This is a genomic window from Arthrobacter sp. NPDC056493, from assembly GCF_042795115.1.
Lineage (GTDB): Bacteria > Actinomycetota > Actinomycetes > Actinomycetales > Micrococcaceae > Arthrobacter.
Genome location: NZ_JBHTSL010000051.1, coordinates 1 through 24,848 on the forward strand (window position 1 = coordinate 1; position 24,848 = coordinate 24,848).

Annotated in this window: 17 protein-coding genes and 2 pseudogenes; 7 read left to right on the forward strand and 12 right to left on the reverse strand. The window is 61.0% G+C overall.

The annotated features are described in order from the left end of the window. Both ACFQ50_RS18150 and ACFQ50_RS18155 read left to right on the forward strand, forming a co-directional pair. Window positions 1-585, forward strand: a 585-nt coding sequence (locus ACFQ50_RS18150; protein WP_377997036.1) for an MFS transporter, incomplete at its 5' end; no start/stop codon positions are given. Between the two features lie 117 nt (window positions 586-702). Further along, complete coding sequence (locus ACFQ50_RS18155; RefSeq protein WP_377997037.1) at window positions 703-1,038, forward strand: hypothetical protein; 336 nt, start codon at window positions 703-705, stop codon at window positions 1,036-1,038. A gap of 714 nt (window positions 1,039-1,752) precedes the next feature. Here the strand turns inward: ACFQ50_RS18155 and ACFQ50_RS18160 are convergent. From ACFQ50_RS18160 to ACFQ50_RS18180, 5 genes are all read right to left on the reverse strand, one after another. Then, window positions 1,753-2,493 (reverse strand): alpha/beta fold hydrolase, encoded by a 741-nt coding sequence (locus tag ACFQ50_RS18160; protein WP_377997038.1) that lies wholly within the window; start codon window positions 2,491-2,493, stop codon window positions 1,753-1,755. A gap of 47 nt (window positions 2,494-2,540) precedes the next feature. Continuing rightward, window positions 2,541-3,977, reverse strand: a complete 1,437-nt coding sequence (locus ACFQ50_RS18165) for an MmgE/PrpD family protein (RefSeq protein WP_377997039.1) — start codon at window positions 3,975-3,977, stop codon at window positions 2,541-2,543. Between the two features lie 263 nt (window positions 3,978-4,240). After that, on the reverse strand, window positions 4,241-5,599 hold the full coding sequence (locus ACFQ50_RS18170) for an MFS transporter (protein WP_377997040.1): 1,359 nt from the start codon (window positions 5,597-5,599) through the stop codon (window positions 4,241-4,243). A 383-nt stretch (window positions 5,600-5,982) separates the two neighbouring features. Beyond that, entirely contained in the window at window positions 5,983-7,425 is a 1,443-nt protein-coding gene (locus ACFQ50_RS18175) for an MmgE/PrpD family protein (RefSeq protein WP_377997041.1), read from the reverse strand. Window positions 7,426-7,567: 142 nt separating this feature from the next. After that, window positions 7,568-9,037, reverse strand: coding sequence for an aldehyde dehydrogenase (locus ACFQ50_RS18180; protein WP_377997042.1), 1,470 nt, complete (start codon window positions 9,035-9,037; stop codon window positions 7,568-7,570). Window positions 9,038-9,627: 590 nt separating this feature from the next. Between ACFQ50_RS18180 and ACFQ50_RS18185 the strand changes: the two genes are divergently transcribed. Together ACFQ50_RS18185 and ACFQ50_RS18190 are read left to right on the forward strand one after the other, a co-directional pair. Continuing rightward, a complete protein-coding gene (locus ACFQ50_RS18185; RefSeq protein ID WP_377997043.1) occupies window positions 9,628-10,380 on the forward strand; it encodes an IclR family transcriptional regulator in 753 nt (250 codons plus the stop codon). 877 nt (window positions 10,381-11,257) lie between these two features. After that, a complete protein-coding gene (locus ACFQ50_RS18190; protein WP_377997044.1) occupies window positions 11,258-12,463 on the forward strand; it encodes an MFS transporter in 1,206 nt (401 codons plus the stop codon). Window positions 12,464-12,900: 437 nt separating this feature from the next. Here ACFQ50_RS18190 and ACFQ50_RS18195 read toward each other — a convergent pair. From ACFQ50_RS18195 to ACFQ50_RS18215, 5 genes and pseudogenes are all read right to left on the reverse strand, one after another. Beyond that, window positions 12,901-13,170, reverse strand: a pseudogene (locus ACFQ50_RS18195) (hypothetical protein); the annotation flags it as partial. A gap of 629 nt (window positions 13,171-13,799) precedes the next feature. Beyond that, window positions 13,800-14,702 carry an NAD(P)-dependent oxidoreductase gene (locus ACFQ50_RS18200; protein WP_377997045.1) on the reverse strand — a complete coding sequence of 301 codons (903 nt, stop codon included), beginning with the start codon at window positions 14,700-14,702 and terminating at the stop codon, window positions 13,800-13,802. Between the two features lie 359 nt (window positions 14,703-15,061). Continuing rightward, complete coding sequence (locus ACFQ50_RS18205) at window positions 15,062-15,952, reverse strand: alpha/beta hydrolase (protein WP_377997046.1); 891 nt, start codon at window positions 15,950-15,952, stop codon at window positions 15,062-15,064. 82 nt (window positions 15,953-16,034) lie between these two features. Beyond that, window positions 16,035-16,427 (reverse strand): cupin domain-containing protein, encoded by a 393-nt coding sequence (locus ACFQ50_RS18210; RefSeq protein WP_377997047.1) that lies wholly within the window; start codon window positions 16,425-16,427, stop codon window positions 16,035-16,037. Window positions 16,428-16,556: 129 nt separating this feature from the next. Continuing rightward, on the reverse strand, window positions 16,557-17,930 hold the full coding sequence (locus ACFQ50_RS18215) for an MFS transporter (protein ID WP_377997048.1): 1,374 nt from the start codon (window positions 17,928-17,930) through the stop codon (window positions 16,557-16,559). A 799-nt stretch (window positions 17,931-18,729) separates the two neighbouring features. On the opposite strand from ACFQ50_RS18215, the gene ACFQ50_RS18220 reads away from it, so the two are divergent. From ACFQ50_RS18220 to ACFQ50_RS18230, 3 genes and pseudogenes are all read left to right on the forward strand, one after another. After that, window positions 18,730-20,292 carry a Re/Si-specific NAD(P)(+) transhydrogenase subunit alpha gene (locus tag ACFQ50_RS18220; protein ID WP_377997049.1) on the forward strand — a complete coding sequence of 521 codons (1,563 nt, stop codon included), beginning with the start codon at window positions 18,730-18,732 and terminating at the stop codon, window positions 20,290-20,292. 44 nt (window positions 20,293-20,336) lie between these two features. After that, window positions 20,337-21,761: a Re/Si-specific NAD(P)(+) transhydrogenase subunit beta gene (gene pntB, locus ACFQ50_RS18225; protein WP_377997050.1), complete on the forward strand. Its 1,425-nt coding sequence runs from the start codon at window positions 20,337-20,339 to the stop codon at window positions 21,759-21,761. 762 nt (window positions 21,762-22,523) lie between these two features. Beyond that, window positions 22,524-23,090 (forward strand): annotated as a pseudogene (locus ACFQ50_RS18230) (recombinase family protein). 498 nt (window positions 23,091-23,588) lie between these two features. On the opposite strand, the gene ACFQ50_RS18235 reads toward ACFQ50_RS18230, so the two are convergent. Both ACFQ50_RS18235 and ACFQ50_RS18240 read right to left on the reverse strand, forming a co-directional pair. Beyond that, window positions 23,589-24,092, reverse strand: a complete 504-nt coding sequence (locus ACFQ50_RS18235) for a nuclear transport factor 2 family protein (protein ID WP_377997051.1) — start codon at window positions 24,090-24,092, stop codon at window positions 23,589-23,591. Next, complete coding sequence (locus tag ACFQ50_RS18240; protein ID WP_377997052.1) at window positions 24,092-24,847, reverse strand: SDR family NAD(P)-dependent oxidoreductase; 756 nt, start codon at window positions 24,845-24,847, stop codon at window positions 24,092-24,094. Before ACFQ50_RS18240 ends, ACFQ50_RS18235 begins: the two co-directional genes overlap by 1 nt. Window position 24,848: the final 1 nt, after the last annotated feature.

Consider the following 24,848-nt stretch of genomic DNA (forward strand, 5'->3'; position numbering starts at 1 on the left):
CCAACGTTCCTCGAAGGAGCCCTCCGGACCTCCCCGATTTTCGCCGGGCTCGCCTTGGCGGCGTTGACCATCGGCTGGCCGATCAGCGCGTCCCAGGCCGGCCGGTTCTACCTGCGGATCGGGTTCCGGAGGACCGCCCTGATCGGCGTCACTGTTACGGTCATCGGGACAGCCGTCCTGGCACTAACTGCCCCGGCACCCAACATTTTGGTGGCAGCGGCAGGTTGCTTCGTCGTCGGACTTGGCCTGGGGCTGGTGGCGGGCCCGAGCCTTATTGCCGCCCAGTCAAGCGTCGAATGGAATGAGCGCGGTGTAGTTACCGGCACCAATCTTTTTGCACGGTCGATCGGAAGCTCCATCGGCGTCGCCGTATTCGGGGCAGTGGCCAACGCGATTTACGCCGGCGCCCCCGGCGGCGTTGCCGATCCGCAGACAATCGTGTCGGCGTCGGCCGCCGTCTTCCTGGCAGTGTTGGTGAGTGCTGTACTCACCGTGGTTGCCGTTGTCGCGATGCCTGCCGTGGACGGCACGGGCGCCGCCCCCGCTGCGGCCGCCAAGGCCAGCGCGGCGGCCGCACAGGATTAGGACCGTACCCGACCTGCCGGCGCTGCCAGCCGCTGCCTCTTTTGTCGGGCAGCCTGAACAGGCTGGGGGCGGGTGACGGCCAGGATCATGCCGACGCCGGCCAGGGAAGAGATCACGATGGCCATCACAGCCTGGCCGATGATCCATCGTTATCATCACGCTGGAGGAGACGATGCGGGCAAGCGTGACCTCGGTCCGGGCGATGATCTTGAAAACGGCGATGCCGAGGACCGAAAACAGGACGAGAGCCAAGAGAGTCAGCAGTTCTTCGCCGAGGATCATGAGGATGAAGTCGTTGTAGGCGTCGGGGACAAGTTCCATTTCTCCCGCGCGGGTTCCACAGCTGGCGTTGCTCGGTGGGTTCTGTTGGTCGGGTCAGGGCGTGGTGGTTGCTTCTTAGGTCGGGACGGCGGCCGTGCAGGTGTGTCACTGCATCCAGGATCCAGGCGATGAGTGCTCTCCCGGGCGTCCTTGGGAAAGCAGCAGGTGCTTTCGTCTGGGCGGGGTGATGATTTCTCCCGACGGTGGCGAACAGCCGGAAGCGCCGGGCTCTAATATCCCAGTTTGGCGTGGTGGCCGTCCTGGCAGTGCGGATGTGCAGCCAGGAGACGAGGTCGCTGCCCACGTCGGCGGTGTTGGCCCAAGGTGGTTGACGGTCAAGTCGAACGGAAGTTTGCCCGGCCCGTTGTTTTCAGGGTCTTGATCCGCTTTCGGAACCGACCGCCGAACAGGGGCCTGTCTTGCAGAGCAGTCGAAGTCCAGGGCGTGAAGGAATTCCGTCAGGACGTTCGTGCCACCGCTGAAATCGAGTGAGGGCGGGTGAAAGAAACCGGTAGGGATGGAAAGGTACGGCTAATATCAGGCACCCGAAGGGTGCTCCTTCGCTCGGCAGCGTAACGGTCTCGACAACCACTATTTTCCCCGGCCCTCAGAGCACCCTTCCTTTCCTTAAACACGCAACCTGGGATCATCGGCTCATGAAGCCGAGGCTAGTCAGGAAAGACAACGGCGCCTGGATCGCCGGCCACGAAGGCATTTCGTCGACAAGGTAACACTTCCTCGACATGCCCCGCCGGTAACGCGCCCGGCGTCCTGGCGGGACGCCGGGAACGTGCTCGGGCAGAGCCCTACCGCCGGTTGCCGTCAGGGCTGAAAAGCGACCGTGGGCTACTCGTCGTCCGTGGATGAACTTGCCAGCCGAGAGGCCAGAGCATCGAGCCACTCCACTAGCGCTGTCGTGGCTGAGTAGAACGGTGAATGGTCCGTATCCAAGACCGCGTAGTCTCCAATGAGCTTCGCCCGTTCCAGCTGGTAGCCGGGACTCGAGCTGCGATCATCGCTGCTGACAAGATAGCTTGAAGGAATGTCCTTCCATGCTGGATGACCAATGCGTTCGTCCAGTGTCCGGACGCCCCTCGGTCGTAGTCGTGCGACTGCCTTGGCGATTTGGTCGGGGTGGCATCGATGGTAAAAGATCGTCCCGGCATGGTCCGGATTGATACTAGTGGAGAGCCCGTCCGGCGACCGAATCACGGCATCGGCGAGGTGAGGGACACCGCTTCGGGGAGCCAATGACTCGACGCAATCACCGGCGTCGGGCACGGCGGCTGCGACAAATGCGAGGTGATCGGCCTCGTGACCGCCCTGTGAAATCGGGAATCCGCCGTAGCTGTGCCCGACGAGTAAGACCGCATCGGCTCTTTTGCGCGCGCTGCGGACAGCGGCGCGGACGGTGTCGCCGTCGGCACTCAGCGAGGTCATGGGAAGATCGATCGCCGACACGTCCCACCCTCTGCGGGTCAGGGGCGGTTCCACCTCCTCCCAGCACCACGCCCCGTGGTAGGCGCCGTGTACCAACACGACTGCCACGGTCTTATGCCTTCCGACATGCGAGTCTGACGCTTGCATACTCGGTCCTTCTTTCTGTATTGGGTTGCACGGCAGGGCAGACGTGCTCAGTGCTCCAGCCCTGCAAGGGACGGGGCTTGCAATCGGCGGTCCACATGCGACACTGTCAGCAGCCGCGTGAACTCTCGCACGTCGGTTACGGATTCGAGGTCATCCAACAAACGTAGGGCCCGCCGCGCCTGTCCTTCGTCGACACCGGCGCGGTTTGCCGCTTCAAGGAATACGAGCGAGATCTCGTCTGTGCTGAGTGGGTTGTTCGGGTGACCGGCAGCGAAGACAACCGGTTCCGAGCACACCATTGATCCGTCGCGCAGCCGTATCTCAACCGCGGTCCCCTTCGCCTGCGGGGACATCAGCACGGTGGTGCGTTCGGCCAACGCCCGCAGTTGAGGATCGGACAGTGCTGCAGCTGTGTAGTGGTCAATCGTGACGTTTCCGTCGCGCAGTGCGGCGCTGACTGCCCAGGGGATGCTGAACTGTGCTTGGACAGGCGTCTGAGGCGATCGCCTTAACTCCACCGGTTCGGCCATTATCAACAGGGTCTCCGGACCCTTGACGGAAATGGAGTCGACTTGCGATAAATCAACGCGTTCACGGATGCTGCGCACGGCGTCGAGCGCGGGATGCGCGGCTACTCCGCATGGATACGCCTTGTACGCCACTTCAGTGATGAGCGAGCCGCTCCCAAGCCCGTCGAGCAGTTCATCGACGGAAACCTCGATGTGCGGATAGTGCGTGGCGTACAACCCGGCTTTTCCAGTGATCGACGCGCGTGGACCCTGCATTCCCACTTCCGCCAACCGCGCCGACTCAATACCGCTACGAGCAGCAAGGCCTCCTTGCAGAGCGACGCCTCGACCCTCTATCTGGGTCTGAAAGCTGCCGGAGGCATGTTCGTGGGCAAGGCCAAGCGCGTTGACGAGGCGTTCTTGGTCAAGTCCGAAGATCCTGCCAGCTGCGGCGGCAGCGCCATATGTGCCGAGTATGAATGACGGATGTTGCGTTGAGTGTCCAACCGTGAATTTCATTCCGAGCAGGCGAGACATACGCACCACGAGATCAACGCCGCAGGCGACGGCAGCGCCCAAGTCCTGCCCGGTCACCGGGCTGCGAGCTTCCGCGGCAGCCACGGCTGCCGAAATGACGCAGTAGGCCACACCCGGCCCGATGCTCTCGTCGGCCCAGTACTTATCCTCGTGTTCCCAGGTTTTTGCAGCACGCCCGTGGAGCAATGCAGCCAATTCCGCCGAAGTTTGTAAAGCAGTACCGAGTACTGTCGCCTCCGGTTCTGCACGACGCGAGGCCGCGTAGCGCATCAGTCGACGTTGATCTGGATCAGTGACCCCCTCAAGCGCTGTGGCCGTCCACCACATGAGTGCCCGAACAGTCTGGTCTTTCGCTTCAGCAGGCAAGCTGTTCCAGCTTGCCTGCTGAATAGTGGCCGCAACGGCCTCCTCGATGTGAGGGTCGGTGGTTCCACGCATTGGGCTCCCGTATTCCTTCCGCATTGAATCTCGGCACCGCATCCGGTTGGACCGACTTGCGGATCGGCCGGCATGGAGGCGGCATATACGCCAAGAGCTCGTAATCTTAGGTTCGATGGTCTTCGGGAGAACTGGGCGAATAAGTCATTTTGGATTCAAAATGAAAGTCGCGGCCATCTCACCGACGCGATCGAAGAACGATCGGAAACGCTCAACGTTCTGATCAAGATGGCATTTTCAAAGCTGGCATTCTCTTGTCTTCTTTAGGCGTCCAGCGGTCGCTTGGCGGTCTCCTTCATGAAGAAGCACGCGATGAGCGACGGCACGGCCGAGGCGATGAGCAGCCAGGCCGGGGCGTATCCGCTGCCTGTCACCGAGACCAGCCAGGTGGCGATATAGGGTGTCGGGCCGCCGAAGAAGGCCGAAATGATGCCGAGCGCGAGGGCGAACCCGGAGTAGCGGTACCTCGTGGGGAAGGCTTCGAGGGCCGGCGCAGTCGCCTGGCCGGTGACAGCGCCGTGCAGGATCCCAAGCAGTATCAGCCCCAGGGCCGGGACGAGGACCCCTCCGCTTCCGTGTCCGCTCTGCAGCAGGGCGAACGCGGGGAAGGCCAGAGCAATCTCGATCACGCAGGCCGAGAACAGCACCGGACGGCGGCCGAAGCGGTCCGAGAGGTGACCGGCGACTGGCTGTACGACCATTGCGACGATCACCGCGGCCGCCACTGCCAGCAGGGCCTGCCCGCTGTTGAGGTGCAGGCTCGTGGTGAGGTAAGCCGGCATGTACGTGGCGAGCATGTACCCGGTGAACCCAAAGGGCAGGAAGAACAGGAACGCCTTGCCGAGCATACGCCAGCCCTGCGCATTGCCGAGGATGGCCTTGAGCGGGTGTTCGAGCTTGACTAGCGACTGCTCGACCTTGCGGAACTCGGGGGACTCCGACACTCTTGAACGGATGTAGAGGCCCACAGCGCCCAGCGGAAGACCGAGCAGGAACGGCAGACGCCAACCCCAACTCAGCATGTCGTCAGCTGAGAGCACCGTGAACATCAGGGTGGCGACGAGCAGGCCGACGATCTGACCGAAAGTCACCCCCCACATCAGGAAACTAGTCTGGAGGCCCCGTCGTTCGTGTCCGCTGTGTTCTCCAACGAAAGTGGCCGCGCCCGGGAACTCACCGCCGGCAGAAATGCCCTGGACGAAGCGCAGCACGACGAGCAGGATCGGAGCCCAGATACCCGCCGAGGCATAGCTGGGCAGTACGCCGACCCCCGCTGTGGCGATGGCCATTAGGACGATAATCGCGACCAGCGTGCGTTTCCGGCCGATCCGGTCGCCCAAGGGCCCCCAGAACAGGCCGCCGATCGGCCGGGCCACGAACGCCAAGGCGAACACGGCGAAGGTGTTCAGCAGACCGGTGGTGGCGTCTCCAGCCGGGAAGAAGACCTTGGCCATCAGGGCCGCGAACGATCCGTAGACCGCCAGATCGAAATACTCGATCAGTGAACCAGTCGTTGCCGAGACGGTGATCCGCCTCAGCATCGGGCGGTCTGTCTTAGGGATTGTGTCACCGCCAAAGGACTCCGGGTCCGCGGATTCTTCGGTACTCGAGTTTGCAGTCAATTTGCCTCCCCTTTGAGGAAAAGTATGGGAACGGCACCGGTCCCTACCGGCGTCATTGTTCCAAATCGTTCTAACGAAGTCTCACATTGCAGGATTTATTTAGTCCTGTCAAGAGTGACTTGTCGAACACTCATCCTCTTCTCCCGGAAGCGCGGGGCCAGACCGTCCTCCCCAGCCTGGCCACCCGGTCAGTCAGGGCCAGGCTGGGGAGGACTTCGCGGTCGCGGCCAAAACTACGTGCCGGCTATGTCGCCGACCTCCGCGAACGCGTGGCCGGTACGATCTCGCCGGAGTCCTGTACAGCGACTACGGAGCCGGCCACCTGCACGAACCGCACCATTTTGTGTCCGGGACTAGCGCGTGGATGGGGCAAGTGACGACTGTTATCGAGTAGTAGTCAACTCAGGCCGCAAGAGAGCCGTAAGGGTTGAGACATCCTCGACCTTGTCCAGGCCCAGGACCGTTTCGATGACAGAATCTGTTGCTTCAGGGCTGAGGACACCATCGGCATTGTGGCGGAATTTGACCAGCAGCTCTTCTGTCGTGGTGTAGGTCGAAGGATCCGGAGACGTGCTGCCCTTGGGGTACGAACGCTCACCGACGAAGGTCTTGCCCCGCGCGGACACCTCAACCCGGGCCGGCCGGGCCAGGGGGTCGCCCTTGACGGCACTACCCCAGTTGGGATTTCCCCGCCAGTCGACGCGGGACATGAGGTTCAGAACGGAGTCGCTGAACACAACGGCAGGGTCCTGCCAGTCCTTGCCCGGGCGGATCCCGTGTGCGGCGACGGCGACGCCATGTTTGAAGCTGAACTGCGCGTCGTAAGGCTTGCTGATTACGGTTTCCGCGTAGACCGGAACCTTGGCCGACCACGCCTCGCCGTAGGCGACGATGGAGTCGATCTCCTCTACCTTGATGTCGTTGTCATGGATGGTCTGAATGAGTGCGTCGAGAGTCGCGTGCGTGGTCCGCGTCTGGGTGTAGGGCTTGAACGAGGTTGCCGTGGGGAAGCGCCAATCGACACCGAGCTTGTCGGTGAGTCCTGAAGGATCCCAACGCTTGCTCGCGACCAGGCTGGGGTAGCCGAATTCAGGATCATCGAGCATCAGCTTGTTGCCCCGGTGGCCGAGCTCTGCCAGGTAGGCCGCTGTGAGCGCCGTGGTCACAACTCCGCCGCCCAGGCCGTACTTGATGGTCGTGTTGGGGATGTGCATCTGCCACGGCCGCAGCGAGTTAACCGGCGAGGTGCTACCGGCGATACCCAACGCTTCAACGGTCGCGTTTTCCGGCAAGTCTTTCATCATCGATGCCGCTGCCGTCAGACCGAAGACCATGCTCGCGTATCCGAACACCCGCGGCGTGGCGGGCTTTCCATCCTCCGAAACATCCCGCAGGTCGTCCATGGACTTTGAGAGGCGGAAACACATTTCCAGGCAGACCGACATGGCGGACAGCAGACGCGCGCCGGACAGGTGCCTGCTTTCGCCGAGGGCAAGGGTAATCGGCAGGATGTACGGTGCGACGTGCGCAGGGAGGTTGATGGGGGCGAGATCGAGTGCCGAGATGAGTTCAGCGTTGGCGAAGGCGGCGCCATGGACAGATGTCCGGTCTCGCTGACCGATGATTGTCGCTTCATCTCCGTTTGCACCCAGGATCTTGCCGTACTCAACGCCGACCCGGCCGTACTCGCTGGAGGTGGCGGCCAAACCGCAGCCGAGCGCGTCGAGCAGGATCCTCTTTGCTTCGTCTACAACTTCAACCGGCGGAGGCGCGATTACTGTGTTCGTGGCAAAAGCCCCATATTTTTCGATGTTCGTAGGTGACACTGTATTTCCCTTCGATTGATTTCAGGACCGGGCATGCCGGAAACGGTGCCCGGGGCCCGGAATTATTGCCAGTTCGTTTGGTTTGTGGTCCATGGGCCTTCGGCCCAGACATTTTCGGCTTAATTGATCGCGGCGCTTAGGTTTACTTTTCTCGCTGCGCGACTGCGAAGTCGTACGGAAGGCCGTATGACTTTGGTTCGACGTACGCTTCGAAGCCCTCGTGGCCGGCTTCTCTTCCGATGCCGCTGGCCTTGAACCCACCGACAGGTGCATGGAAGCCTGGTGGGTTCCCATTGATTTCAACGGTGCCCGTTCGGATGCGTGAGGCGATGGCCAATCCATGGTCGAGATCGGTGGTGAAGACGGCGCCGTTCAGTCCATACTGCGAGTGGTTGGCCAGTTCTACCGCCATTTCCTCGTTGTCGTAAGGGAGCACTGCGAGAACGGGACCGAAGACTTCTTCGAGGGCGATTCTCATGTCGGGAGTGACGTCTGTGAACACGGTGGGATCGACAAACCATCCCTTCTCGTGGGGGGTGCGTCCTCCGCCGATGATTGGCTTCGCGCCCTCTTGCGCGCCAATTTCGATGTAGTTTTGGACATTGTCGCGCTGGCGAGCGGTGACCATTGGTCCAATCTGTGTGGCGGGGTCATGGGGGTCACCCACGGGCATAGATGCGACGAGGTCACCCAAACGGTCGATAAATTCGTCGTGACGGCGGCGAGAGATCAGGAGCCGTGTCTTCAGGCTGCATACTTGACCGCTGTTGCGCAGGGCGCCGAGGCGCAACGATTCAACTGTCTGGTCCAGGTCCGCATCGTCAAGGATCAATGCGGCCGATTTTCCACCCAGCTCCAAGGTCACCCGGGTGAGCTGCTGGCCGCAGATAGAGGCTATCCGGCGTCCTGCTGCTGTTGACCCCGTGAAAGTCACCTTGTCCAGCCCGGGGTGTCCAACGAGGTATTCGCTGACTTCCCGGCCTGCGGGCAAAACATTCAGTACGCCCTTGGGTAATCCCGCCTGTTCGAAGAGCTGCGCCAAGGCCAACGTGGTCAAAGAGGTTTCGGGGGAAGGCTTGAGTACTACTGTGCAGCCGACCAGCAACGCGGGCGCCAGCTTGATGACGGCAACGGTTAGAGGTACGTTCCACGGCACAACCGCCGCGACCACTCCGACTGGTTCCCGAGTGACCAGCGCGCTGCCGGATGGGCTGGTGCGGATGTCCCGGAACGGGAATGTTTCTGCCAGTTCGATATACGAATCGAGCAATGCGAGCGGTGTACCCACCTGGATTGCCCTCGACTGCGTGATGGGACTGCCCATTTCATCCGTGATCAGCTGGGCAAAATCTTCGCGCCGCTCCGCGATCGCGTCCCGCACGCGCCGAAGGACGTCACCCCGCTCGGCAGGTGACATACGAGGCCACGGCCCGTTGTCGAATGCGCCCCGGGCCGCCTTAACGGCGGAATTCACGTCTTCGACTGCAGCCGCGGAGACGGATCCAATAGCGGCCTCAGTTGCAGGGGAAACTATTTCTATCCGCTCAGCGCCCGAGGGCTTCACCCATTCTCCGTTGATGAACAGGGAATCGTAAGTTCGCGCAAAGGTCATCTGGTTACTCAAGCTTTCGTCTCAACTTTTCGTTTTGCCCCGGTCAAGGCTCTCGAACGCACTGGTAAACCAGCTCCGCGTCTCAACCCCGCAGGGATAGTGCAGCTCTAGACCGCGCTCCTGGACCCAGTTGCCGTCAAAGCCGGATCTCAAGCCGCGTGTACTGGAACCGCCGAATTGAACTAATCGTAGCAACCGTTCGTATGTATGTACAGTGATTCGTAGATACGAACATATTCTCTGCGTGTTGAGCAGGTTCCGGGTACGGCTTTCCAAAAATCCGGTGTCACCAAAACAGCCCCTCTGGCCGGCTGCAGCGCAAGGCGTAGCCTCATGATCCTGATTTCGAGTACGGCGTGTTCCTATGCGTCCGCCGAAAGGTGGCGGTGCCGCGTTGCCCCTAATGGCCACCCTTGGATCATGGACCGAACGGCGCCGCATGGCCACGGAGGCTCGATGGGCGCGGTCCGCGCGGCTGAATAAGGCTGGGCGAAGCAGAGGGTGCGTTCGTGCTGCCATCATACTGTTCGATATGCCGCACGCTGCTATCATGAGACTAGCCCATCGCCCAACAAGAAGGTGTCCATCCCATGACGACTCCAGTGGACGAAGTAACGTCGACCAGATCCCCAGAGCATCGCACCGTGAGCCGCGTGATGGCCCTTCTGGAAGTGGTGATAGCGAGCGAGCCTGGAGGCCTCCGGCTGGCAGACCTTGCCGACCTGGTGGGTGCGCCCAAGTCCTCAATCCATGGGCTCGCCAAAGGCCTCGCCGCAACCGGCTACTTTCGCGAGCACCAGGGCCGCTACTTCACCGGCCCGGCCGTTGCGATGTTGTCCATCGGCAGCGGAGACGTCTCTGCTCCCTACCGCCATGCCCTCGAAGAACTTTCGGCCACTTGGAACGAGACGGCAACCTTGGCGACCCTTGCGGGAGAATCGGTAATTCACCTGGCGAAGGTCGAACCGAAGCAGATGATCCGAGCCTCGCCTCCGGTCCACCAACGGCGTCCAATGTGGCCCGGGAGTAGCGGCAAGGTTTTCTTGGCCTTCATGGAGCCCGCAAAGCGGGAGCGATATCTCAATCGTGCGCACAAGGATGCCGCTGAGCGGACACGTATCGATGCGGAGCTGGAGGCTGTCCGTGCCAATAGAGTTGCCTACAATATGGGCGAAATGGATCCGGCGCTCTATGGTGTGGCCAGCCCGATTCTGATACCGGGCATGGAGATTAGCTTGGCCATCGGGGTTTCAGGCCTTGGTTCCCGCATGGCTGACCGCATGGATGAGATTGCCGACTCGGTGCGACGCACGGCCGAGAAGCTTTCAGGTTCTTTTGGTTAGTCACTAAGTCGACGCCCGCTGTTCGTGCAGGTCCTTATTGCCGCGCAATAAGGTCCTCACTGAGTCGGTCATCCAGAGTCCCCATGGATTGCAAAGAGTCACGAAATGTGTGGTGAGACACTTCTGCCCACCAGCTGGACGGCTGCGGGCTTTTGCACTTCGAGGATCATACAAGGGCGGGCCGACGCCCTGCGGAGATGATGGCCAAAAAGCTATCGTCCACCACCGGCATCAAGAACGCTCGCGACTTGGCTGCAGGCGCCAGCAACCTCAGGTTGCGCCTAGCCGGGTCGGCGCCGGGTTAACGCGCCGACCCATACACGGCCCGCCATCTGTCCGTCCTGGCGGAACCGGGGGCACAGGGCCCCTCGCCGTTGAGTCGCATGCGGTGCGCCAGACATGACACGAGTAGTTCAGGATTCCTGGGCGAGGACATACAGCCAGCCAGTGCGACTGCGGCAAACCACGCCGGCCCCCAGTGGTTCCAAAGCTGAAAACCAGCCCTTTGATGCAGAGCCTTGGACTCCCGGAATTGCCGTCGCCAATTAGGTCACGCTACGGATGCAGCCTCCGCTGATTATGGCGGGTCTCGACCACTTTTGGACTCCCAGCGTCGGCCACCTCCCCAGGGTCCCCCGGTCGACTTCACGAACCTTGGCAGGGCGCCTGGCCGTTACGGATTGGCCGCAAGCGCAACATACGACTGTTCAGAACTGCTGCGCATGGGGCACGGCGTTCCCAGGGGCCGCCTGCAGCCTAGGTGCTAGAATCAATATTTCGTACAATAATTCGTATTTACGAACACAGGGGCCGTATGCATAACGAAGTCACCGACATCCATTCCTCTCAATCGCGGCCAAGAAGCTCTCTAAAACTCATGTTTGACCCCACTTTCGGCCTTGTCTTCTGGGCAAAACTCGTGATGCAGACAGCAGTATGGGCGTTCATCATGATCAGCGCGATCCTGGCCTTCAGGCTCACGGAGTCCGCCGCGTGGGTGGGTATAGTTGGAGCCGCTGTTATGCTTCCGCAATTAGGGTTAGCCCTCCTTAGCGGCAGGCTTTCGGACCAGCACGGGCCGGTCCGCCAGCTCGTCACGGGGTCATTGATCTCCGGCGTTGCAAGCCTCGCATTGTCACTCTGGTTCGTCTTCTCGGACGTCGGCGCCGACGTTGGTGCAATGGCCCTCGTGGTCTCCTCGCTAATTTTCGGCGTCGGCCTGGCGCTCTCATCCCCTGCTCAGCAGTCGATTGTTCCCCTACTCGTTAGCGCTGAGGAGCTGCGTGCCGCCGTCGGTTTGAATTTTGTCCCCATGACGCTGGCGCGCACAGCTGGCCCCGCGCTGGGCGCACTGGCAGTCAGCACCTGGGGCCCGGTCCCTGCAACCCTGGTCGTGGGTCTCATAACGCTCCTGGTGATACCTTGCTTCCGCTTCATCCAACGCAGTCTTGTCCAAGACTTCTCGGCAGCAGACGATCATCGCATACTGAATGCTCTGAAATTCGTCTGGACTAACAAGCCTGTGCTCGTCTGCCTACTTGGAGTGGCTGCTATAGGCGCCGGTTCGGAGGCTGCCGTGACACTCTCCCCGGTCGTTGCCAGCAGTCTCGGGGAATCCAGTAGCGGAGGTGGGGTACTGACCGCCGCATTCGGTCTCGGCGGTTTAATCGGCGTCGTTATCCATCGTATGGCTGAAAGGCGGGGAACAGCCGGTGTCCAAGGCTGCCTGGCAATGATCTTCCTGGGGGCTGCGGTCACAGTTGCCCCGCTGGGTGGCACACTTGCATTCGCCGCGGGAGTGCTTGTTTTGGGTGGGGCTGGAATGGTGGCGGGCTTCACAGCCTTTAGTATTGCAGTTCAGCTTGGGTCCCCACCCGAAATGCTGGGCCGCGTGATGGCGTTGTGGACACTAGCAGCCGCCGGGTTCCGTCCACCTGCTGCAGTTGTGTTGGGCCTTGTAGCTGACCACTTTTCGACGGAGGCGGCCCTGATAGGGGCGGGCGTCTTCATGGTGGCTGCCGGCTGTGGTATCTGGGCTGCGCTTCGCCACTGTAGACCCATGTCAGGAACTCCCTCTGCCTGACTCGATGCCTAACCGCGAGTTGCTGCTTGATGCGACCAGGATTCGTGCTCATCCGCCGCCAGGTTCTGCCTACGTGGGGCAGGAAGGAAGCCCTCTACCGGAACGCCGCGCCGGAGGTGGACGCCTTTAGGGCGAGATGGGTGGCCTGAGTCCTTGTCCGGCGGCAAGGTCTGTTTGCAGCTTCCGGGTGCGCCGAGTAGGACGTTGTCGGACGCTCCGGTGAGGAACGCGCCGGTGGCCAGGTGCGCGGGGTGGTCGCATGTGGGGCCGGACGGGCGGTCGAAGCCGAAAGTCTCGAGCGATTTGCAGGCCGGGAACCCGGCGGTACGTGCGCGCGCCTCGGCCCGGGCGAACACGGGAGAGGACTGCGGCGAGGTATTCCTGATGCGCCGACTCACCATCCCGGACCTGCCCGGCGATTTCCTTGGTTTCAGGCATCAGGCGGCGACCTGCCCGTCATCGAGGACACCGCCCAAGGCCCGGTCATAGTCGCCCAGGTCCCGCACTCCAGCGGACTCGACGGGTGCCGGGCCTGGAAGGCCTTCTGCAAGCCGGCGCACCAGGACCGGGCATGGTCCCCGATGCTCCTGCCGTCCACAGTGATCCCAGTGCCCCAGGTCCGCGATGTCCTCAACGAACCTGCCAAACGCCTGCGGGTGGACGGAGTAGTCGATTGATCCCATCCGGACGTAGTAATCCCGCAGGAGCCGGACCCTTGCTGCGAAATCCGGTCACGGGCGGGGCGACAGTCCATGCATTGCCGCACTGTCCTGAATGATCCGATCCGTTGGCAGGGCACCGGCCCGGCGGGCCAGCTGGCAGTTGGCCTTGGGAAGCCACACGGCGAGCTGGGCGTTGAAGTCGTCCGGCGAGGCCAAGGAACGCCCCCGGCAGGAACGAGAATTCCAGGAACTGGTTCGTGCCTCCGGCCATGATGAACCGCGACAATGCGAGGACACCATGACGGGTGTTATGAGTGTGCCAGGGACTCCTGGCGCGCCGAAGGCTTAGCATCCCGCCGCTGGCTGCAAGCTGCAGCAGTGACGTTTTAGGAACGATGGCAGGTAGTTTACGAATATTGGTGGCCGCCAGCGAGGATGATCACCTGCAGCATCCCGCGACCAGTCTTGGCAGCCGAGGTGCCCTACCAAGGCCGGGTGGCGTGCCGTGCCGACGGTTGCGTGACCCTCCAAAATTGCCAATGCAGGGGCTGAACCCAAAAGGGGGCTGCTTATCGCGCGGCAGCCCCCCCCCAGCGATAATCCGGTTACCGGCCAGTTCTCATTGCATTTTCCGCTACAGCCGGCCGGAAGCACGGGCCCGTGTCGGCCTCAGGTTATACCTTGGCGCCGGACCGGTTGGAGGTGAGCTCTACGTCGGCAAGCCTTTCGACGACCGTGGCTATCGTTTCCACGTGGCTATCGCGGCCAAGCAATGCGATTCCCGTCTGGTAAAGCTCTCGGCTTAGGCTACCGAAAAAGGTCGGAACACCACTCGCCGCACCGAGAGCACATGCGAGTTTCAGATCCTTATGGGCCAGTCCCAAGCTGAATCCCCTGTCGCGGTCTCCGGCAAGAACTTTACTTCCCTGCTGCTCAAGATATGCATTTCGTCCGCCGCCGGCCAGCAACACCTTCAACGCAGCTTCGGGATCGATGCCGTTTTTCGTGGCGATGGCCAGCGCCTCCAGTGAGAGCCAGCGCTGCGAGCACGACAGAAGGTTATTGATCAACTTAATTGTGTGGCCCGTTCCGACTCCTCCAATATGAGTAATCGTTGAGCTGATCGATTCAAGCACTTCTACGGCTCGCTCAACAACCTGGTCGTCTGCGCCCAGCATGATGGAGATTGTGCCGGCCAAAGCGGCCGGCGCACCGCCACTGACTGGCGCGTCGACAAGCACTATCTGGTATTTTTCCAAGTCCTGAGCCATTGCCCTTGTCGCCTCAGGATCACCGGACGTTTGATCGATGATGAGGGAACCCGGCGCCAGCGTCTCGACCAACCCGCCGCTGCCGAAGATGACAGTACGGACGTGCTGCGAAGTCGGCAGGCACAAGAACACGGTCGTACATGTCCGCCCCAATTCGGCGAGGCTTCCACAGGCGACGGCTCCCTGGGAAACCAAGGCCGAAACGGCACTCTCGTTCATGTCGTAGACACTGATCTGGCGCTGACTCTGCAATCGACTTGCAAGCGCGCCTCCCATGTCGCCGAGGCCGATATATCCAGTGCTCATTTTGATCCTCTCATCGGTGTTGCGTTCCAGCAGGCAAAGTGCTCGCGAAACCAAGTTTCCGTACTCTCTGCCGGCGTGCCGGCAGGTAACGACAGTGCAAGTGGCCAGTCCAGAATCCAGCCGACAGCTCACTTGTGATGAACTGTGATTGTAGCGACCAACTGTCCAAAGTGTACCGAATAACGATCATACATTCATCATTTTGAATGAAATTTAGTTTCCGACCGCAATCCACGCACAAGCCTCGAGAGGTGATTCGCAAGTGGCACATGCGAGATTCGAGGTGGAGTCAAAGTGCAACGGCTTGGCACAGCATGCTGGACCAAGTCGCTCCGCAGATGACCATGTTCAGCCGCCGATCAGTTCTGAAGAAACTTATCTATGGACGTCCACCCGCGCTCGGGATTTCGGTGCAGATTCAGGGAATGGCCCATCCCTTCGACCTGGTCGGTGAGGACGAGGCTGTTCAGGGGCCACTGTTGACGTTCGGTCTCCAGGAAGCGTCCGGGCAAGACCGGGTCATGCTCGCCCAACTGAATGAGTACTGGGCATGTCAGTTTCATCAGGCCGGCTTCTTCTGGATCAGCGCGATATCGGATGCTGTCTTTCCAAATCCGCCGCGGTATGGACGTGCGCAGCGTTGAGTTGTCGTACGCTATGACCTCGGGATCGGTCGCTGGGGGGTAGTAAAAGACACGTGCCCGGTCTGCGGGTGCCAGTGTCGAATAGGGTTCCAAGAGGGCCCTCTCCCGAGTACCCGGACCGTGCGGCGAAGGCAGATCAGCAGAGCTGTACCCCGTCCCGGTACTCACGAAAAAATCGGCGACCGGCCACCTGGCCTGCGTGTGGACGAGCAGATAAGTACCCATGGAATGTCCGACGAGCGCGACGAGGTCATGGCCCCCCAGAAATTCCCGGACCCTGGTTACCCCCTGCGCCAGGGCGCTGGCGACATAATCGAAGGAGACTGAGTCTCCGTCAGGTCGGGTGCTTGCCCCAGTACCTGGTAGATCAATGGCGAGGATGTCATAACCCCGCGCTGTCATATATCCAGCATAGGAGTAGTCCATACCGTTGATCCGTCCCGCGTCCCAGTACCGGTGATCATAGGTAACGCCATGAACCAGAACCTGAAGGATGCCGCGGCGGCGTCCTTCAGCCCTGTACAGGTGTCCGGCGAACGTGGCAGCCGTGCCGTCATCCGTGTGCACGGGAAAGTCCAGTTTGATGCTTGCGTTCAAAGTCTTCACTTCACTTACTTTCAATCTGGTCCGCCTGGGTCTTCATCGCTACCTCAACCGAACCAATTTTGAAACTGTACGAATCAGTCGGTCACTTAGCGGATCGAGCCGCTTCATATGTCTCGTTCGACACTGCTTCCTGCCAGTTCACGTCACCGAACGAGAAGGCAAGGTGGAGCATCGAGCGGTCATGTGATCCGCCGTGCCAATGGCGGACATTGGCTGGCGTCCAGACGATGTCACCGACTCCCATTCGAACAACTTCTTCTTCGGTCGCAACGAAGCCCTCACCCGCTTCGACGATCAGCAGCTGGCCGCCCTCATGGCTGTGCCAATGAGTCCGGGCACACGGTGTAAAGAAGTTCTTGCTGGCACTGGTTCCATCTTTCTGGTGGAGAATATCGCGCCAGATCTCGCCCGTGACCGGCCCGTTGACCTGTTCCGAGGTGCCGGTCGTGAGCCTGTCTCTGACGATTGTTAGCATTGGGTTCCTATCGTTAGTTTTGCCTGGACGAAAAAGCCAGGATCGTGCGCACATTGATGGGTGAATAGGCAGTCCCGCGATGAAGCAGGACTGCCTATTCCGTTACGGCGTGAGTGAAGCCTGGGGCTATTAGTGGCCCGAGACAACCTTGTGCTTCTTGAGGACCGCTTCCTCTGTCCAGTCGAGTTCCGTGTTGCTTGTTTCACGAAGCGAGAAAGTGCACGCAGCGGCTATCAGGCAGAGCACGGATACGTATACTCCAAAAGCGAATCCACCAATTGATTGGGTCAGGCCCGCAGCGATAACCGGCCCAAGACCGCCTCCAACGACGCCGGCGAGGTTGTAGGCAAAGCCAGTCGCGGTGTACCGGTAGCGCGTGTGAAACTGCTCAGGCAAGAAGGCCCCGATAGGACCATAGGCAAGCCCTGCGATGAAGAACGTCACGCAGGCCGTGACCGCGAATGCGGTGACCGTGCCCAGATCAAGAATCGCGAAAATGGCCAGCGCCCAAACTGCCGCAATGATGTTGGCCCCGCCGATGACCTTCTTCCGACCGATACGGTCGGACAGGATGGCGCTGACCGGAACCCCGAGGGAGTAGGCCGCTCCGCTGAGGATGCCGATTACAAGAATCGTGGTACTGGAAAGCTTCAACGTGTGGCTGGCGTAGCTGATCAAGTACGTGCTGGAGAAGTAGGCGAAGGAGAACACCATCAAAATGGCTCCTGCCCCGCGGAGGATTGCACCGGGCTGCTTCTTGAATGCCTCCACGAATGGAACGCGGCTTGAGCCACGGTCGTGTTCTTTCTTGAAAACCGGCGTTTCTTCGACCTTCAGCCGAAGGTAGAGACCAACGATGACAAGCAGGCCGCTGGCAAGGAACGGAATACGCCATCCGTAGCTGACGAATTCGTCCTGGCTCATCAGCGCGCTGGTCAAGAGGAATGTAGCGCTACCCAGGATGTTGGGCACCGTCGCTCCAAGCTGCGGAGCGATGCCCCATAGTCCGCGCTTTTCTTTAGGCGCGTGCTCGGATACGAACAGCGTTGCGCCCGCCCACTCGCCTCCTACTGAGATTCCCTGGACAATTCGCAAGATCACCAGGATAACCGGTGCTGCCACTCCGATTTGCGCAGCTGATGGCAAGATGCCCATCAAGAACGTGCCGATGCCCATCAATAGCAATGTGGCAACAAGCGTGTTTTTGCGCCCAAGCCGGTCACCGAGGTGACCAAAAACTATACTGCCAAGCGGGCGCGCCACGAAGGCTGCACCAAAGGTAGCGAGGGAAGCTATCGTCCCCGCACTTTCACCCAGTGCAGGGAAGAAAATATGCGGGAAAACCAAGGCAGCCGCCGTGCCGTAGATGACGAAATCGTAGCCTTCGATCATCGTTCCCATGAAGCTGGCCGTCGCAACGCGCCGCATCTTGCGGTTCTCGGCCCGGTTCTGATCGGAGGTCGCTGGGAAGCCAGATCCGGCTTCGGTTGAGGGTTTGTCCATTGTTAGTCCTGAAGGTGAGTGTGGTGCGGAAAGAATGAGGTGGTTAGGTCCGAGCTGAGCGTATGCCTGCCGTCCGGGTTCGGCGTCCAAACGTCTGGACTTCGAAATCTAAGGAGCGACATCCAGGGCATTCAGCCGGCCAGGCGAATATCGGATTTGAATCGCGTGCCCTTGTAACCTGTGAGCCGCTCGGCAGTTGGGCCGTTCAGTGCGCAACTCATGCGGCGCGGTAGACCTGGTCGAGGTGGGGGCGGGACATCCCAGTTCTCCTATGACAATTAGCGACATCAATACTCCTGTCCTGTGAGTGCTGCCTCGTTGCAGATTGGGATAGCTCCGGCAGCCCATTGACTCGGCCACTCGGGTTGCGGGCGGCCCGTCCAAGATTCGACGAACTTGGCCCTTCTAAATCTGTACCTAAATACGAACGTCTGTGCGTATTCATAAATGAAGCTAGCCGCCGCCGCGTTCCGTGTCAAGCGTCACACGGCCCCTGGCTCACCAATTGGGAAGCGTTTGGTTCTCAATGGTCACCCAGTGTCAACATGTCCGTATCTATGAATGTTATCCCGTAATATGGGATACTGTCCATGGCTTGCTGGCGACGAGACGTCGCTCGTAGCCGTGGCCGACAGACCATCAACTGGAGGATGACCCATGGGCATCCCTTCATCCGACTCAAGGTAGAAGGGCACCTAGCTGCATCGTCTGCTCAGTTTCGCTGCGGAATTCAGCAACTATCGGCGGTCCCAGGAGCAGTTTGGCCTGGACGCGTTACACAACAAAGAAGAGAGCAAACGTGACACGTATAGGAATAGTGGCGGAACTAGGACAGGAAACGAGGGTCGCAGCCACGCCCAGCACAGTGACGCAGCTGGCGGCGTTAGGCTACGACGTCGTAGTCGAGAAGGGTGCCGGGGAGTCTGCCTCCTTCCCCGACTCTGCATATGTCGAAGCGGGCGCCTTGGTTGCGGGTGCCGACGAGGCGTGGGGCAGTGAAGTCGTGCTGCGGATTAATCCGCCCACTGAGGAGGAGATCGGCCGGCTGGCCGATGGTGCGACGCTGATTGGTTCGCTGAGCCCGGGCTTGCGCCCGGAGCTGGTCGAGGCCCTGGCCATGCGTTCCATCACGGCGCTCGCCCTGGATGCTGTGCCGCGCATATCCCGGGCGCAGTCGATGGACGTGCTTAGTTCCATGGCCAACATTGCCGGGTACCGGGCGGTAATCGAGGCCGCGCACGAGTTTGGCAGGTTCTTCACCGGCCAGGTGACCGCGGCGGGCAAGGTGCCACCTGCGAAGGTCCTTATTGCTGGAGCGGGTGTTGCAGGCTTATCAGCCATCGGTGCCGCCAGCAGCTTGGGTGCCATCGTGCGTGCGACCGATCCGCGGCCAGAGGTCGCGGACCAAGTCAAGTCGATCGGCGGAGAATACCTGAAGGTTGAAGTGGACGAGGTGATGAAGTCTTCGGACGGGTATGCCAAAGCCACCAGCGAGGCCTACAACCGGCGCGCTGCGGAGATTTACTCCGAGCAGGCCCGCGACGTGGACATCATCATCACTACCGCACTCATCCCCGGCCGTCCGGCTCCGAAGCTGATCACTGCCGAGGATGTCGAAAGCATGAAACCTGGCAGCGTGATCGTTGACATGGCCGCCGGTCAAGGCGGGAATGTGGAAGGTTCCGTCGCCGGGGAACGCGTGGTCACGGACAACGGGGTTGTGATCCTCGGATATACAGACCTACCCGCGCGGCTTCCCGCCCAGGCCTCGCAGCTGTACGCGACGAACATGCTGAACCTGCTCAAGCTTCTGACACCGGACAAGGACGGCCAGCTGAGAATCGATTTCGACGACGTGGTCCAGCGATCGGTCACCGTGGTACGGAACGGCGCGAAGACCTGGCCGCCGCCTCCAGTCCAGGTCTCAGCAGCACCGGCAAAAGCCGCGAGCACGCAGGCCGCCGAAACCTTGGGCGACAAAGCTGCGAGCAGGAAGGGAATCAGTCCCGCCGCCAAAGCAGTGCGCGTTGCCGCGGGAATCGCGGCTCTCTTCGGCATCAGTGCCGTTGCTCCGGCGCCCCTGCCGCAGCACTTCACAGTATTGGTGCTATCGGTCGTGGTGGGCTTCTACGTCATCGGCAAAGTGCATCACGCCCTGCACACCCCGCTGATGTCCGTCACCAACGCCATCTCGGGAATCATCGTCGTTGGCGCCCTGCTCCAGGTCACATCCGACAACATCATCATGCAGATCTGCGCTGCGGTCGCGATCCTGCTGGCCAGCATCAACATCTTCGGCGGTTTCGCCGTCACCCGTCGCATGCTCGCGATGTTCTCACGCGGAGACAAAGCGCGTGCGTGAACATCACCTGCAAAGCACCCTGAGCATCAACGAGGAGTTCAACCGTGTTTGATACCGTCTCCGGTCCGTTGACCGCCGACTCCATTGCGGGAGCGGCCTACATCGTCGCCGGCCTGCTGTTCATCCTCAGCCTCGCCGGTTTGAGCCAACATGAGAAGGCACGCGGGGGCGTGATCTACGGTATCTCCGGCATGATCGTCGCCCTGGCCGCCACCATCTGGCTCACCCTGCAAAAAGCCTGGGGAGGAGAACAGACCCTCACCGGAGTGGTCTTTCTCGTCGTTGCCGTACTGATCGGCGGCGCCATCGGCTTGTGGCGCGCACGCGTCGTGGAAATGACCGGCATGCCCGAGCTCATCGCACTGCTGCACAGCTTCGTCGGCCTCGCCGCCGTCTTGGTCGGCTGGAACGGCCACTTAGAAGAACCACACCTGCCCGAATCCCTCCTGGCGGTCCACCACGCCGAAGTCTTCATCGGAGTCTTCATCGGGGCCGTCACCTTCACGGGATCGATCGTCGCCTTCCTCAAACTGTCCGCCAGGATGAAATCCGCGCCGCTCACCCTGCCGGGAAAGAACGCGATCAACCTCGCCGCTCTCATCGCTTTCGTCGCCCTCACAGTCTGGTACGTCAACGACACACAGCTGTGGCTGCTGGTCGCCGTCACTCTATTGGCCCTCGGACTGGGTTGGCATCTGGTAGCTTCCATCGGCGGCGGAGACATGCCCGTCGTCGTGTCCATGCTCAACAGCTACTCCGGCTGGGCCGCAGCGGCCGCAGGTTTCCTGCTCAACAATGACCTTCTCATAATCACCGGCGCGCTCGTCGGCTCCTCGGGCGCCTACCTTTCCTACATCATGTGCAAGGCCATGAACAGGTCCTTCATTTCCGTCATCGCCGGCGGCTTCGGCATCACGACATCGGCAAACAAGGACGCGGACTACGGAGAGCACCGGGAAATCACCGCACAGGAAACCGCAGAACTCCTCACCAACGCTTCCACGGTCGTGATCACCCCCGGGTACGGCATGGCGGTCGCGCAAGCCCAGTACCCCGTCGCCGAGCTTGCCCACAAACTGCGCGAACGCGGGGTGAACGTCCGGTTCGGGATCCACCCGGTCGCCGGTCGCCTGCCAGGACACATGAACGTGCTCCTGGCCGAAGCCAAAGTCCCCTACGACATCGTCTTGGAAATGGACGAGATCAACGAAGACCTTGAGGAAACCTCCGTCGTCCTCGTCATCGGCGCCAACGACACCGTCAACCCCGCCGCAGCCGAAGACCCAGGAAGCCCCATCGCAGGGATGCCCGTCCTCCGCGTATGGGAAGCGGACAACGTCGTCGTGTTCAAACGCTCCATGGCCGCCGGCTACGCAGGCGTACAAAACCCCTTGTTCTTCCGGGAAAACTCCCAGATGCTCTTCGGCGACGCAAAACAACGCGTCGAAGACATCCTCCGCGCTTTCTAACGGAGACCGATCAGTACGGTCAGCTCGTCCACTTCGGTTTCATAAAATAGCCCCGTGTTTGAAACGAAATCGCCTAAAAGGTCTTCGCGCCTGGAGCCCCAACTGCCGGTGCTCCTGTACAGACGAGGCGTCAGTAGCCGGACGGGTTGTCGACATCGATGAACCTTCGGCGTCACCTTGGATTGGCCTCCACTGCCAAACGGGACCTAGAAAGCATCCCCCTGAGGAGTTATGGAGTACCAGCGGCGATATTGATATGTCTAATCGATCGGGGAATAACAGATAAAGAGCCTCCGACCAGCAACACAGCCTGGTTGGAGGCTCCTTATTTGACATGTCAGCAAGCAACTCAACCAAGGCAGCGGACGCCGGCGATGAGCCTGCCTCATGGGAACCCATCGATGACTGGTCCAGGCTCAAGGATCAACACCTAGACGCAACCAGAGGAGGAAGAGTGACTGACCAAGGTCGCGTGGATGACGTTATGGCTGACGGGTCCGCGCTTTGGCTAAAGCATGACCGAGTATCCAGTCGGCGCATCATAGAGAACCTCCGGGGACTCATATCCGCCTTAGCGCGAGATGCGGGACAACCGCTTCCGGTTTTCCGTGGCCCGAAACTCGTCCATGCCAAGCGTTTAGGCCCCGATGGGGCATCAGGTTGCGGTACACCCCAACCTGACGCGCAGGACCTGCAACTCTTGACGTTCGTCCGGGAAGGCCCTAAAACTCAATCCCACATGTAAGAGTGTTGGAGGCAACGGTGGCTGGTCTGCGGATTGGGTACGTGGGCGGGAGCACGCTGGATCAGAACGGGAAGCGCCAGCTCGACGGGCTGGTCCTCGACCGGGTCTTCACCGACATTGCATCCGGCAGGGACACCACCAGACCCCAGCTGACGGAGCTGCTAGGGATTGCCCGCGACGGGGACACTGTCGTGGTGCACAGCATGGACCGCCTCGCCAGGAACCTCGATGACCTCCGCGCCCTGGTCCAAGGCCTCACCCGTAAATGCGTGCGGGTGGAGTTCGTCAAAGAGGGCCTGGTCTTTACAGGTGGGGACTCCCCCATGGCCAACCTCATGCTCTCGGTCATGGGCGCCTTCGCCGAATTCGAACGCGCCCTCATCAGGGAACGCCAGCGCGAAGGCATCGCCCTGGCCAAGCAGCGCGGCGCCTACTAAGGGCGGTAGAAAACCCTCACACCGGAACGCGCTGCCGAACTGGTCCAGCGCGCCGCTGGCGGCGTTCCGAAATCCGTCCTCGCCCGTGATTACGGCATCAGCCGGGAGACCGTGTACCAGTACCTACGGCTCGCGCCCCTTCCGTAGCGGCCTCAGGGCTCCTCGTTAACGGAACATTGTGGTTTCCGCCCCGGGCCCTGGAAACCGACCTGGGCGCGGAGCGGACGGGAACGGGCCACCGACGGACACGTTCCCCGGTTTCAGGCCGTGGGAGTCCTCCGAGGCATGGGGACGAACGGTTTCGTGGGAAGCAATAGGTTGGGTCCGGCTGGATGGATACATCTGCTCGGCTGCTCCGGGCAAGCGAAGGGGGAAGCGCCGTGGCCATCGTCGCCCATGACACAGTTCATGCACAGCAGCTCTTTTGGGGAACGTTGTACGGTTGCATGCAGCTTCGCTTGGCTATGTTCGGAAGTGGTTTCACCGGTAGCTGGATAATGGGGGCCGCTGGGTTCGGTAAGAGTTCCCGTCGCCTTGTGTCTTGGTCGTAAGGATAAACGGCAGGGCGGCCCGTCCAGACTGGGCCGCCCTGCCGTCTTAATCATTGGGATCTTTTATCAGAGTCCCGCTTGCGCTGCGTACGGGTCAAAAGGGAAGGTCGAGGGCATCGATCGCCTCGTTGATCAGCCAGCGGCCGTTTTGTTTCACCATGTTGAAAACGTAGATCCCGGTCGTCACAAGACGTGCGCTATACGTTATCCCGTAGATCGCTGTGTGTGCCAGTACTTTGGCTTCCCCTGCGCTGAGCCCTTCCACCACAAGGCTGCCAACTATATGGCGCCTTTGGTCCGGTTGGGACTGCATCACCTGCGCGAGCCAGTCCAAAACGTTCGTTCGTCCCGACTGGCTGTGCACGGGTCCTTCGCCGAAGCGATAAGCGAAAGTTGTTGTCTCCGTCATCAGGCTTTCGAGGACGTCCAACCGCCGCTCGTCGTAGGCCAGACAGTACCTGGACGCAGTCTCCTGAACCATGAGCCTGTCGGCAATGGCGGTTATCTCGCTGGGTACCGGGGCCACGGGCCGCAAATTGATGACTCCGGTCGCGTGCACCCATCCCGGGGTGCACGCGACCGGCTGCGTCGCTGCCATCAGGTGATGGTCCGGCCGCCGTCGACCAGAATCTCCGCGCCTGTGATGTAGGAGGCCTCATCGCTTGCAAGGAAGAGAACTGTCTGGGCAACTTCGATAGGCTGGCCCGCGCGCTGCAGGGGCGTCCTCGTGATGTCCGGGTGTGGGGGGCCCGCTGCGGCGAGCACTTCACGGGTCATCGGTGTTTCGATAATGCCTGGCGCGACGGAGTTGACGCGGATCCCGTCGGGGGCAAACTCGACGGCCGCAGTTTTCGTCATGATGAACACGGCCCCCTTGCTTGCCTGATAGGCCACGGCGCCTCCGCTGCCGACGTGCGCGTAGGTCGAGGACAGATTGATGATCGAGCCGCCGCTGCCGCCCTCGCGCATGAGCGCGGTGCCGTGCTTCATTCCGAGCATCACACTGGTCTGATTGACGCTGATCACCTTGTCCCATTCGCCGCGGTCGATCTTCGCGATCCCCTCCAGCGAAAGAATGCCGGCATTGTTGACCTGAATGTCGAGGCGCCCAAAGCGTGTCCGGATGCTGTCCATCGCGGATTCCCAGGCTGCTTCGTCGGTGACGTTCAGTTCAATACCGAGGGCTTCTCCGCCGGCCCGTTCTACCCGGTCGACCACTGCGGCTACCCCGTCGGCGCTGATGTCGGCGACGACAACCTTAGCTCCTTCCCGGGCGAAGAGTTCGGCCTCGACGGCCCCTTGACCGCCCGCTGCGCCGGTGATCAGCGCGACCTTTCCATTGAGACGTCCCATA